10 protein-coding genes, 1 tRNA gene and 1 riboswitch are annotated in these 12,006 nt (G+C 67.4%); all 11 genes read right to left on the reverse strand.

Annotated elements, in window-relative coordinates:
• Positions 1-23 precede the first annotated feature (23 nt).
• Positions 24-1,088 (reverse strand): Obg family GTPase CgtA, encoded by a 1,065-nt coding sequence (gene cgtA / locus BZF61_RS01995; protein WP_086616969.1) that lies wholly within the window; start codon positions 1,086-1,088, stop codon positions 24-26.
• 48 nt (positions 1,089-1,136) lie between these two features.
• A complete protein-coding gene (locus tag BZF61_RS02000; protein ID WP_086616970.1) occupies positions 1,137-2,051 on the reverse strand; it encodes a cobalamin-binding protein in 915 nt (304 codons plus the stop codon).
• Entirely contained in the window at positions 2,051-2,572 is a 522-nt protein-coding gene (locus tag BZF61_RS02005; protein ID WP_086616971.1) for a hypothetical protein, read from the reverse strand. The genes BZF61_RS02000 and BZF61_RS02005 overlap by 1 nt, the downstream gene beginning before the upstream one ends.
• A 13-nt stretch (positions 2,573-2,585) precedes the next feature.
• Positions 2,586-4,529: a TonB-dependent receptor plug domain-containing protein gene (locus BZF61_RS02010; protein WP_086616972.1), complete on the reverse strand. Its 1,944-nt coding sequence runs from the start codon at positions 4,527-4,529 to the stop codon at positions 2,586-2,588.
• A 119-nt stretch (positions 4,530-4,648) separates the two neighbouring features.
• Positions 4,649-4,840, reverse strand: a riboswitch (cobalamin riboswitch).
• A 170-nt stretch (positions 4,841-5,010) separates the two neighbouring features.
• A tRNA-Ala gene (locus BZF61_RS02015) sits at positions 5,011-5,086 on the reverse strand.
• Between the two features lie 104 nt (positions 5,087-5,190).
• Positions 5,191-6,114 (reverse strand): hypothetical protein, encoded by a 924-nt coding sequence (locus BZF61_RS02020; RefSeq protein ID WP_086616973.1) that lies wholly within the window; start codon positions 6,112-6,114, stop codon positions 5,191-5,193.
• A gap of 186 nt (positions 6,115-6,300) precedes the next feature.
• Positions 6,301-7,038 carry a Bax inhibitor-1/YccA family protein gene (locus BZF61_RS02025; RefSeq protein ID WP_086616974.1) on the reverse strand — a complete coding sequence of 246 codons (738 nt, stop codon included), beginning with the start codon at positions 7,036-7,038 and terminating at the stop codon, positions 6,301-6,303.
• 138 nt (positions 7,039-7,176) lie between these two features.
• Positions 7,177-7,980, reverse strand: a complete 804-nt coding sequence (locus BZF61_RS02030) for a pyrroline-5-carboxylate reductase family protein (protein WP_086616975.1) — start codon at positions 7,978-7,980, stop codon at positions 7,177-7,179.
• 107 nt (positions 7,981-8,087) lie between these two features.
• On the reverse strand, positions 8,088-8,594 hold the full coding sequence (locus BZF61_RS02035) for a type III secretion system chaperone family protein (RefSeq protein ID WP_245804466.1): 507 nt from the start codon (positions 8,592-8,594) through the stop codon (positions 8,088-8,090).
• Positions 8,595-8,786: 192 nt separating this feature from the next.
• Positions 8,787-10,181 carry an SPOR domain-containing protein gene (locus tag BZF61_RS02040; protein WP_086616976.1) on the reverse strand — a complete coding sequence of 465 codons (1,395 nt, stop codon included), beginning with the start codon at positions 10,179-10,181 and terminating at the stop codon, positions 8,787-8,789.
• 113 nt (positions 10,182-10,294) lie between these two features.
• Positions 10,295-11,992, reverse strand: coding sequence for a cell division protein FtsZ (ftsZ, locus tag BZF61_RS02045; protein ID WP_086616977.1), 1,698 nt, complete (start codon positions 11,990-11,992; stop codon positions 10,295-10,297).
• Positions 11,993-12,006: the final 14 nt, after the last annotated feature.

Here is a 12,006-nt window from a genome sequence, read left to right on the forward strand (position 1 = left end):
GATCCGATCAGCATCGCGTCAGATCACAGCGGCGACCAGCCGGGCGCATCGCCATCATCCTCGACCTCCACCGCCCTTGTCTCGGTCGCGGTGCGATCGGGCAGGTAGCCGATCACCGCGTCGAGCAGTTCGGGAATTCCCGCCCCCGTCGCACCGGACACCGCGAACACCTTGTCCGCACCTGCCGCCAGCAATTCCTTGCGGAACGCCTCGACCAGTTCGGTGTCGGCCAGATCGAGCTTGTTGAGCACCACCAGCCGCGGCTTGTCTTCCAGATTGGCACCATAGGCGGCCAGTTCATCCGCGACGATGCGCATCGCCTCGGCCGGATCGGCATCGCCGGTGCCGGTGATGTCGATCAGGTGGATCAGCACCCGGCAGCGTTCGATATGGCCAAGAAAGCGGTCACCGATACCCGCGCCCTCGGCTGCGCCCTCGATCAGACCGGGAATGTCGGCCAGCACGAATTCGCGGCCCTTGTGGCGCACCACGCCGAGCTTGGGCACCAGCGTGGTGAAGGCATAATCGCCGACCTTGGCCTGTGCGTTCGACACGGCATTGATGAAGGTCGACTTGCCCGCATTGGGCAGGCCGACAAGGCCGACATCAGCGAGCAGCTTGAGCCGCAGCCACACCCACATCTCCTGCCCGGGCTTTCCGGGCTGATGCTGACGCGGGGCGCGGTTGGTCGCGCTCTTGTAGGAGGCGTTGCCGCGCCCGCCCATGCCGCCATGGAGCAACACCACGCGCTGGCCGACCTCGGTGAAATCGGCGAGCACCTCTTGCTTGTCCTCCGAGAGGATCTGCGTGCCGACGGGCACCGCGATCACCAGCGGCTTGGCGCTGGCACCGGTGCGATCCCGGCCCATGCCGTGGCCGCCGCGCGGGGCCTTGAAGTGCTGGGTGTAGCGAAAGTCGATCAGGGTGTTGAGCCCCGCCACCGCCTCGAACACGATATCCCCGCCGTTCCCGCCATTGCCGCCGTCGGGGCCACCATATTCGATATATTTCTCACGCCGGAACGAGACGGCACCGGGGCCGCCAGCACCGGACTTCACATAGATCTTGGCCTGATCGAGGAAATGCATGGGCGCCGCATAGGCAATTCGCGTCCGGAATGCGAGGGGAATGGCAATCTACAGCCGCGCGATAAAGGGCCCAAGCGCTTCCGGCACGGCATCGGGCGAGTGAACCAGGCAGGAAAGCACCTCGGCGCTTTGCACCAGTCGCGGACCGGGACGGTTGAACAGGTGATGCCCATCGACCGCGAATATCCGTCCTTCGCGCACCGCCCGCAGCCCCTGCCAGCGCGGCTCGGCCAGCAGGGCGCGGGCTTCGGGCAGGGTCTGGCCGAGCTGGTAGCCGCAGGGCATCAGGGCAATGATGTCGGGGTCCGCGGCAGCGATGGCATCGAAGGTGATCCAGTGCGAATGCGTGCCGGGATCGGCGAGCAGCGGCTCGGCCCCGGCGGCGATGATGAGTTCGGGCACCCAGTTGCCCGCCACCATCAGCGGCGCGATCCACTCGATGGCAAGCAGCTTGGGGCGGATCGCCGGCGCAGGCGGCAGCGCGCCCAGCCCCGCCTGCATCCGCGCCTTCGCCTCGGGCGCACGTTCGGGCACGCCCGCGGCCTCGGCCACGCGCTCCAGATCGCCGAACACATCGGCCAGATCGTCGGGCGCGAGCGAAACCAGCCGCGGCGGAGTCCCCACCCACGTCGCCAGCGCCTCCTCCAGATCGGCGGGGGTCACCGCGCAGACGGCGCATTGCGCCTGCGTCAGGATCACGTCAGGCCGCAGCGATTTGAGCAGCGGCGCATCGACATCATAGACCGACAGGCCCTTCTCGACGATTTCCTTGACCCGATCCTCGATGGCCTGCGACGTCAGCCCCTTGTCCAGCTTGGTCGAAGTGCACGCGGGCAGCGCCTTGACCGCCGGGGGGAAATCGCATTCGTGGCTGCGCCCCACGAGGCGATCCTGCAACCCCAGGGCCACGGCTATCTCGGTGGCGCTGGGGAGCAGCGAGACGATCCTGCACGGCGCGTTCATCACACCTGCCGCCGGATCTGCCGCGCCAGCGCCGGGAGCCGCGAGAGCATCTGCCAGCCGAGCCACAAGCCGGCAAACCACAGCCCATCGTTGAGCGCGATCTGAGCGACGATGTCAGGCGCAAACAGCGCCGGATCGCCAAAGGGCAGCGCATAGGCGAAAAGGCTCAGCTCGAAACCCGCGAAGGCGGCGAGCAAGGCCAGAACGGGGTTGCCGCCCCGCGCCTTCACGGCCCGCGCCGCCGCGAAGGCGATCAGGCTCGACACCAGCAGCGAAAGACCCGCCGCAAAGGTCGGCGCATCCCATGGATAGCCCATAATGCCGAAACCCAGCACCTGATTGCCGAGCCAGCACAAGGCCACGCTGGCCAATGCGCGCCGCGCCGGCATCGCCAGGGCAGCGATGGTGGCGATGGCGGCGAAAGGCATCATACAGGCCAGCACGATGCTGCCGCTGAGGGTGGTCGCCGCAAGGATGGCCGGCAGCGCCGCCGTGCCGAGCGTCTTGTCGATCCCGGTCATGTCCGCTCTCCTCTCAGAAGCGCGCCTCGATGCCCACGGCCGCCGAGCGGCCCGGCGAGACGAAGCTGAACACCTGCTCGTAGCGTTCATCCAGCAGGTTCTCGATCCGGGCGAAGGCATCGAGACCATCGGCCAGCCTTGCGCGGGCATTGAAGTTCACGAGGGTGTAATCGTCCAGCGTCACCCGCACCGGCACGAAGCTCGGATCGGTGAAGGCGACGTCGGGGGTTTGTCCGTTGTAGCGCACCACCAGCGTGGCCGAAGCGGCATCGCCCGGCGCGGCCCAGGTGAGCGCGGCGCTGGCGATGTGCTCTGGGCGACGCACTTCCTCGACCCCGTTCTCCTCGGCATCGAGATAGCTGTAGGCCGCATCAAGGCTCCATGCCGTGCCGAGGCGGGCGTTGAAGGACACCTCGATACCGCGCTGGCGGCTTTCGGTGGTGCGGTTGGCGGGGGTGGCGATGAAGTTCGGCGGCGGGAAGGTTGTGAAAATCTCGCCCTCCAGCTCGCTGGCGAAATAGGTCACCGCGAGACTGGCACTGTCACCGAGGGCGTGGTCGAGGCCCACTTCCCAGCCCGTGGACTTCTCGGGCCGCAGCGCGGCATTGCCGATGAAGCGACCATCGACAAATCCGTAAAGCTCGAAGAAGCCGGGGTTCTTGGTTCCGCTCCCAGCCGCAGCCCGGAGCCGGGTGGTGTCGGTGAGACGATACCCTGCACCCACGCGGAAGGTGGTGGCATCGCGGAACAGATCGTTGAAATCGTGCCGCAGCGCCGCCGTGAAATCGAATGCCGTCCCGGCATAGCGATACTCGCCCACCAGCCCGACCTGCTCGATCTCGCGCCGCCCGTTGAAGGCAAAGCCGCCGGGCGTCGTGTTGCGGAAGCCTTCGACCTCGTAATCGGCGGCGAAGGTGAGATTGTGTCGGTCCGCCAGCCTGAGCGCGCTGACATAGGAGACCTTGACCCGGTCGCCCTCGCTGCCGCTCGACTGCCCGAAGGGGCCGAAGGTCTCGCGCTCGACATTGGCGATCTGGGCCGAAAGATCATGCGTCCAGCGCCCCTCCAGCGCCTCCACCCGCGCGCCGATCAGAGCGTAGACCGCCTCGTTGGTGAAGCGGGTTTGGGGGCTGTCGATCACCAAGCCGAAGGTGGGATTGGCAGAATTGAAGTCCTGGTTGTTGAACCGGCCCTCGGTGCGGATGAAGCGGGCGGCGGCACGCAGAGCGAAGCCCTCGGCCAGATCGAGGCTGCCCTTGCCCGAAAGGGTGTAGCTGTCGCGGCCGATATCGCGGGTGCCATTGCGGGCGTTGGGCTGGCCGTCGGTGCTGACGAGGACGGCGGCAAGCGCCGCATCCCAGCTTTCGCCCGCAGCGCCGTAGCGCAAAGCGCCGTTGACCGTCTCCTCGGTGCCGCCCTCGATCCGCGCGACAAACCCCGGAACCGCGCGTCCGCTGGCGGTTTCGTAGGCGATCACGCCGCCGATCGCGTCGGGGCCGTAAAGCGCCGATTGCGGGCCGCGCAACACTTCGAGACGCGCGCCCGGCTCGGCCTGAAGCGTGCCCATGTCGAACTCGCCGGCGAAAGGATCGGAAACCTCGATCCCGTCGACCAGCACCAGCACATGGTTGGCCTCGCTGCCGCGCAGGCGGACCTGGGTCTGTCCCGCCACGCCCGCGACCGCGACCCCGGGAACATCGCGTAGCACATCGGCAATGTCGCGGGTCTGGCGCTGCGCGAGCTGCTGGGCGGTGATGACAAGGGCCGATCCGGTGAAGCTGTCACGCCCCAGCGATCCGTCGCGGCTGGCCGAGACCAGGATTTCGGGCGACAAGCCCGGATCGGCGTTCGCGGCAGTCTCGCTCTCCTGCGGCTCGGCATTCACCTGCGCTGCCGCCGGCACGGCCCAAACCAGCGCCACCGCAGCGGCACCGCCCAACAAGGTAAAATTCTTCACGGATTCCTCCCGTCATCAGCAACATGATGGCCCGCAAGGGACACCAAATCCCCCACGGCACGACGATGTCGCTCACAACGAAAGTCAGTTTCCGCGCCCGGCCAATCCCTGAACCCGGCATAGAGCGACACGCCCCGGTCGGTCTCCTGGCTTGCGGATCAAGGCATGGGATGCTCGCCTTCCCAGAGCGCTTTGGCTCCAGTGGCTGCCTCCCGGACAGGGAAGCGCGCACCCGATACTCACCGCTTACAGTTGCAGGGACAGCTGCGGATTTGCACCGCATTCCCGTTACCTTGGCGTGGCGCGGATGATAGCGTCGGGCGAACCTTGCGGCAAGCGCGCCAAGCGAGGGAGCATGTGCGACTGCCGATTTTGAGAGTGCCGATCCGGCGCGCAGCGCCGCGGGGCCGTCCCGCGCCGCTCCTGCGGCACAAGCCGGCCGGGCCGCACGGCCCGCACGCGGAACCTCAGTCGGAAAAACTGGTGGAGCCGAGGGGGATCGAACCCCTGACCTCGTCATTGCGAACGACGCGCTCTCCCATCTGAGCTACGGCCCCGTTCCAGATCTCGCGCCTGGCCTTCAGGCCTCAGGCGAGCGCGCGCATTAGCGAGAAGCGCGCGGGCTTGCAACGGCGTTTTTGAGCGCCGCTGCCGCCTTTGCTTACTGCCCCGATTTGCGCGGCGGCGGTTCGGCGAGCGGCTGCACCACCGGCTGCGAGGTGACGCCTTCGTTGACCGGCACAACCGGCACCGGCTGCCCCGTCACCGGATCGATCACGTTCTGCACGTTCACGCCCTGGCTGGCGAGATCGACCACGCTCGGAACCGGCAGGCCCTTGGCACGCGCCTCCTGGACCGCCACCCAGCCGGGCTGCGAGGGGCCATATTGCGCGCCCCACTTGGCATCCCATTCGGCCGAGGCGCGCTGATAAGCCTCATATTCGTCGAAGAAGGTCTCGAAGGGCACCAGCAGCCCGTCGAAATTCTCCTGCGCAAAGGCCAGCGGATTGGTCGGCGGGGCGGCCAGCGCACGATTGGCCATGTCAAGCGCCGCGCGGCAGAAGCCCGCGCGCGCGGCGGGCAGCGCGAAGAAGTTATAGACCTGCGTCACCTGTCCATCGCGCGCCACCATCGCCGCGCGCTTGTTCTTGTGCTTCTTGAGGTACTCCGCCTCGATCCGGTCATTCACCGCCTTGAGCGTGCGCGCATTCCTGGTCAGGAAGCCGCGATAGCCTTCGAGGATCGGTTCGTATTCGGGCGCGAGGCAATTGAGCGCGGCCACGTTCCAGGCCGAGCGCAGGTGCCAGACGAGGTGGTCGTTGGAGATGCCGCTGTTGACCGTCACCCGCCGCCCGTCAGGACCGCGCGGGGGAATGTTCATCACATAGTGCGCCCCGCCCGGGGGAAGCGGACGATAGGGCACGGTCTCGACCACTGGCGGCGGCGCGGGGGGCGGCGGTGGCGGCGGTGGCGGCGGGGTGGCGCAGGCCGCCAGCAGCGCGGCACTGGCCGCAACCACCGTGATCGTGAGACCAAAGGGCACACGCCCGACGGGCGCGGATGCTTGCGGGGGAATGACGGACATTGGCTTCAACCTCTCCTCGCACCGGAGCCTTGCCGCTCTGCCACGGCGCGGCTTGCTCCAGCCTGAAGCAACCGGATAGCCGCCCCGGCTTGCAAAGCAAATGCCCGGAGCCTTCAGACAGGCCCCGGGCATCCGATATTTCAACATCTGCGTTGGCCCCGTGCGCCGGGGAAAGCCCAGCGCCGGTTACTCGCGGTTGCCGAGGAAGCGCAGCAGATACATGAACATGTTGATGAAATCGAGGTAGAGCGACAGCGCCCCCATGATCACGGCCTTGCCGATATAGGCGGTGCCGCGCAGGTAGGCATACTCTTCCTTCAGGCGCTGCGTGTCATAGGCGGTAAGCCCCGCGAAGATCAGCACGCCCAGGCCGCTGATGACGAAGGACAGTCCGCTCGACTGCAGGAACAGGTTCACCAAGCTGGCGATGATCAGGCCGATCACCCCCATGATGAGGAAGGTGCCGAAGCCCGACAGGTTCTTCTTGGTGGTGTAGCCGAACAGGCTCAGCCCCGCGAAGGCACCCGCCGTCGCGAAGAAAGTCGTGGCGATCGATTCCCCGGTATAGACGAGGAAGATGGTCGACATCGACAGGCCCATCACCGCAGCATAGGACCAGAACAGGAGATTGAGCGTGCCCTGGCTGATCTTGTGCAGGCCGAAGCTCATCACCAGCACAAAGGCGAGCGGCGCGAGCATCACCACCCACATCAGCGGCGTCGCGGCCAGCGCCTGGGTGATGCCGGTACTGACCGCGCCCAGTGCAACGATGCCGGTGAGCAGCACGGCCGAGGCCATGTAGTTGTAGATCGAGAGCATGTGCTTGCGCAGGCCCTCGTCATAACGCCCGACGACATCGCCACCGGCGCGCGGCACCGAACCGAGCCGCTGAGCGCTTTGCGAAATGTCTTTCCAGTCAGCCATTGCGAAACCTTTGTTCCTTCTCGCGGAGCGCGAAACGCCGCGCTCTCCAGTGCAGCGAATATCGGGGTTTCGCAGCGGCATTTCAAGCGAAACCGGCTTGCAAAGCGCGCAATTCGTTCAGCTTAATGCCCGTTAATATTAAGCGCCTCTGGAAAGCGCCGCACCCTTGTGCGCGGTAGCGCGCAGCGTCTCGGTGAGCAGCCGCCGCAGCGCGCCGCCCTCGTCGAGCACGTTGAGCCCCTCACGCGTCATGCCGCCAGGGCTCGCCACCCGGTCGGCCAGCACCGCCGGCGGAACATCCGAGACAGCGGCGAGCATTGCCGCCCCCTCGACCGTGGCCAAGGCGAGGCGGGCAGCGGTGTCTGGCTCCAGCCCGAGGTCGACCGCCGCCCCGGCCAGCGCGTCGATGAAGCGATAGACGAAGCCCGGCCCCGACCCGGCCAGCGCAGTGACCAGATCGAACTTCGCCTCGTCCGCCAGCCACATCGCGGTGCCAAGCCGGTCGAACAGCGCCAGGGCCGCCGCGCGCCCGGCCGCATCCAGTCCGGCCTCGGCGAGGATCACCGGCGACTTGCCGATCCGCGCGGCGAGATTGGGCATCACCCGCAGCCGCGCAGCGCAGAGCGGAAAAGCGGCAGCAAGCTGCGCCAGCGTGATTCCGGCAAGCAGCGAGCACAGGGTCTTGCCCGCGGTCACCGACTGAAGGCCCGGCCCGACCAGCCCCAGCTGTTGCGGCTTGAATCCGAGCAACACCGCATCATGCGTGCCGGGCACCTCGGCCGCATCGCGATAGAGCGCCACCCCGTCGGGCACCGCGCCAAGCGCCGGATCGAGCACGGCGAAGCGCGACGACGGCTCGCCCGCGGCGAGCCAGCCGTCGAGCATCGCTCCGCCCATGTTGCCACAACCGATGATGAGCAGGTGTTGGAAACTGTGCGCCATAAATCCCCGTTCGAACCGAGCCTGTCGAAGTCCTGTCGTTCTTTCTGCGGCAATATGGCTAGAAGAAATGACCGCGCTTCGCCAATCCGGGGTGAAGCAATGTCGCCCTACGCCTCACCCGCCGCGTCGACCATCGCCGCTTCGAGCGCAGCGCGAGGGGATTTGTCACCCCACAGCACGAACTGGAATGCGGGGTAGAAGCGGTCGCACTCGTCGATCGCGATCTCGACCAGCGATTGCGCCATGGCGAGGCTCAGGCGCCCCTCCTCGCCCAGCAGGGCGCCGTGGCGATAGAGCAGGACGTCGCCGTTTGACCAGATGTCGAAATGCCCCAGCCACATCTGCTCGTTGACGAGACACAACAACTCATAGGCCGCGGCGCGCTTGTCGTCGGTCACGCGGATGTCGGGCAGGCACAGGAACTGGAGCACCCGGTCTTCCGAGCGCCAGATCGCACGCAGCTGGTAATTGGCCCAGCTGCCCTGCACCTCGCCGCACATTTCCTCTTCCGAGACCATCTCGCACGGCCAGCAGCGCGCCTCGAACAGAGCCACCAGCATCTCGACCGGGGCCGCATCGTCCTCGGCGGAATAGTCCATCGTGCGCGGCCTCATCGCACTCTGTCCCGGCAACGAGGCCAGAGGGCAAGGCCGGGCAGGGGTCTCAAGGCACGTGGTGCAGTCATGGACGGCACGAATGAACGGGCAGGGGGCGCCTTGGCAATGCGGCGGCGCAGGCGAGTTGGGGAGAACCGCGCAAGCTTGTTCAAAGCCTGTGCAAATTTTGTCGGGGAGAACCGGCGGAAATCACTTAACCGGCTGAATTTCCTCACCCTCTGGGCTAACGTAGAGGAAGCTGTCGAGGCCCTTGGCCTTGAGCTCGCGGACCAGGGCCTGCGCCTTGTCCCGGCCGTCGATCGGCCCCACCAGCAGGCGGTGCGCCTCGCCCCAAGGCGCGGTGTAGGGCTTGAGCTTCGCCAACAGATCGCCGCCGCTGCGCGACAGCCGACGCCAGTCGAACCCGAGCGCGCCGAGATTCTTGCCGGTTGCCAGCTGCACCCAGATCCGGCTGGGATGGACCGGCTTGGGCGGTTCCTTGGGCTTGGGCGGCGGTGGGGGTGCTTCGCGCCTGATGGTGATTCGCGTCAGGTCGACCGCATCGCCGCTGACCCGTGCGTCGGGCAAGGGGTCATCGCCGAGATCGGCAAAGGCCTCGGCAACGCGCAAGGGGCGCACAGGTTCAGACGCGGGCGCCGGCGCGGGCGCGGCTTCGCCAACGCGGGCAGGCATAGGCGCCGGAGCAGGTGCCGGAGCGGCCGCCACGCGCGCTGGCGCCGAAGCAGGGGGCGCCGGCTGACCGAGCGGCACGCCGGCCGGTTCGAGTCGGCTGTCCGCCTTCGCCTCGATCGCGAGCCGCGCCAGCCGCGGATCGTCGCGCCCGATATCCGCCGCTTGCGGAAATATGCCAAGGTTGGCTGCCGCAGCCTGCTGCGCCGGTGTCAGCCGCGGCATGTAGGCGAGGTAGGGGATGATCCGGCTCGACAGATCGCGCGGCATCACCTGCTCGGCGATGGCCGCCGCGCGCGCCTGATCGCCGAGGATTGCCAGCCCGAAGGCGCGGGCGCGCAAGGCAGCCATGTCGCGCTTGTCGAGCAGCGGGCGCAGCGCCTCTTCGAAACGCGCGCGATTGCCGGCGATCGCATAGCTGACCGCCTGGCGTCGTCGCGCCTCATCATTGCCGGGATCGAGCCTCAATGCCTCGGCATAGGCGGCCTGTGCGGCGGTCTGATCACCCACCAGATCGAAGGCCAGCGCCTGGTCGGGCAGCACCTCGCGGGCGGGGACGCCGGCCGCGCGGGCGCGATCGAACTGCGGGATCGCCTCGGCTGCCCGGCCCGAGCGCAGATAGATCGCAGCCAGCCCCAGCGCGACGCGCGGATGATTGGGGTCAATATCGGCCGCGCGCGCGAAAAAACCTCTCGCCGCTTCGAGATCGTCGATCCCCATCGCTGCCGTTCCCGCCTCGACCAGCGCGTCGAGGTCACGCGGGGCCTTGGCCAGCGCCACGAGCGCGCGGTTGAGCCGCTGGACTTCCTCGCTCGGGAGCGGCTGCACCACTTCCCGCGAGATGACCGCCTGCGCCCCCAATGGCAGGGAAGCGGCGAGCAGCAGCACAGGCAGACAGAGCGAAACGGGCTTCACGCAGGCTGACCTAACGCGGAAATAGAGGCAATCCAGTGCGCCAGACGCACCACCGCGGCGAACGGCACCGTCAGCGCGCCGGGCCGCAGTCGGCCCGGACGCGGGACGCACCCTCACTGGTTGCGGTTATTGCTCAGAAAACGCGGAATGCTGAGTGCCGGCCCGTCATCGCCGCCGTCGTCATCATCCTCGTCTTCGTTGCGCCCCGTGCTGCGCGAGAGATTGGCCATGCGCTCAAACAGGGTGCTGCCGCCGAGGGCACCTCCTTCGCCGCTGCCTTCGCCGAGCAGCCCGCGGCGACGGCCACCGCCGAGCCGCGCTGTAACCGGCTGACCCGCGGCCGCGAGCCGGTCGGCACTGGCGAGGAGATCGTCCTGCGCCGCACCCGGCGACGGAGCGGCCGGTGCACCATCGTCCTCGTATTCGACATAATCACTGGTCAGATCGAGCATATCCTCGCCCGCATCGCCCACGACACCCGGCAGATCCTCCTCCGCGCCGCGCAGGCCAGCGAGCGGATCGATGATCTCATCGACATCGTCCTCGTATTCCTCGCCCATCTCGTCGCCGGCCTGCATTCCGGTCAGATCGAGAGGCGCAGCGACGTCATAATCGTCCTCGACATCCGCTGCGTCATCTTCGGCAGCGGGGAAATCGGGCGGGGTGAGGGTGAAGCCCGCCGCAGCCAGCGGCGCAGCGGCAGCAGACGGCGGCGCGGTGGCCACCGGCTCCTCAGCCGGCAGTTCGCGCAGACCATCGTCCTCGGACAGTTCGAGCACCGGCCGCTTGGGCGCGCGTGCGCCGCCCAGCGCGACCGGCTGCGGCCGCTCGATCGGGCCGATTGCACCCTGCTCGATCCCGGTGGCGACCACCGAGACGCGGATTTTGCCCTTGAGGTCGGGGTTGAACGCCGAACCCCAGATGATGTTGGCGTCCTCGTCCACCAGCTGGCGGATGTGATTGGCCGCCTCGTCGACTTCGAGCAGGCGCATGTCCTCGCCGCCGATGATCGAGATGATAACGCCCTTGGCGCCGGCCATGCTGACCCCGTCGAGCAGCGGGTTGGCGATCGCCTGTTCGGCGGCCTGAAGCGCGCGGTTCTCGCCCTCCCCCTCGCCGGTGCCCATCATCGCCTTGCCCATCTCGCTCATCACCGAGCGCACGTCGGCAAAATCGAGGTTGATGAGGCCCGGCATCACCATCAGATCGGTGATCGAGCGAACGCCTTGCTGGAGCACCTCGTCGGCCATCTGGAAGGCTTCCTTGAAGGTGGTTTCCGCCTTGGCGACAAGGAACAGGTTCTGGTTGGGAATGACGATCAGGGTATCGACATGCTTTTGCAGCTCCTCGATCCCGGCTTCGGCAGCCCGCATCCGGCGGGTGCCCTCGAACAGGAACGGCTTGGTGACCACGCCCACGGTGAGCACGCCCATGCGGCGCGCGGCCTCGGCGATGACGGGCGCGGCGCCGGTGCCGGTGCCCCCGCCCATGCCCGCCGCAATGAAGCACATGTTGACGCCTTCGAGCGCCTTTTCGATCTCGGCCACGGTCTCTTCCGCCGCGGCCTTGCCCACTTCGGGCCGTGCGCCGGCACCAAGTCCGCCGGTGATGTCCGGGCCGAGCTGGATGCGTCTTTCCGCCGGCGAGGTGCTGAGCGCCTGCGCGTCGGTATTGGCGACGATGAATTCGACGCCATCGATCTCCGCCGCGATCATGTTGGCGATCGCGTTGCCGCCCGCTCCACCAACGCCGATGACGGTAATGCGCGGACGCAGATCATCCGTGGCGGCAGGTCCGATATTGATGCTCATCAGCTTGTCCTCCA

The organism is Erythrobacter tepidarius (genome assembly GCF_002155695.1).
GTDB classification, from domain to species: domain Bacteria; phylum Pseudomonadota; class Alphaproteobacteria; order Sphingomonadales; family Sphingomonadaceae; genus Erythrobacter; species Erythrobacter tepidarius.

Excerpts from the sequence above, each read along its gene's own strand:
- BZF61_RS02005 (WP_086616971.1), bottom strand. The coding sequence starts at position 2,572 with ATGACCGGGATCGACAAGACGCTCGGCACGGCGGCGCTGCCGGCCATC.
- BZF61_RS02025 (WP_086616974.1), bottom strand. The coding sequence starts at position 7,038 with ATGGCTGACTGGAAAGACATTTCGCAAAGCGCTCAGCGGCTCGGTTCG.
- cgtA (WP_086616969.1), bottom strand. The coding sequence starts at position 1,088 with ATGCATTTCCTCGATCAGGCCAAGATCTATGTGAAGTCCGGTGCTGGC.
- BZF61_RS02000 (WP_086616970.1), bottom strand. The coding sequence starts at position 2,051 with ATGAACGCGCCGTGCAGGATCGTCTCGCTGCTCCCCAGCGCCACCGAG.
- ftsZ (WP_086616977.1), bottom strand. The coding sequence starts at position 11,992 with ATGAGCATCAATATCGGACCTGCCGCCACGGATGATCTGCGTCCGCGC.
- BZF61_RS02035 (WP_245804466.1), bottom strand. The coding sequence starts at position 8,594 with ATGAGGCCGCGCACGATGGACTATTCCGCCGAGGACGATGCGGCCCCG.
- BZF61_RS02020 (WP_086616973.1), bottom strand. The coding sequence starts at position 6,114 with ATGTCCGTCATTCCCCCGCAAGCATCCGCGCCCGTCGGGCGTGTGCCC.
- BZF61_RS02030 (WP_086616975.1), bottom strand. The coding sequence starts at position 7,980 with ATGGCGCACAGTTTCCAACACCTGCTCATCATCGGTTGTGGCAACATG.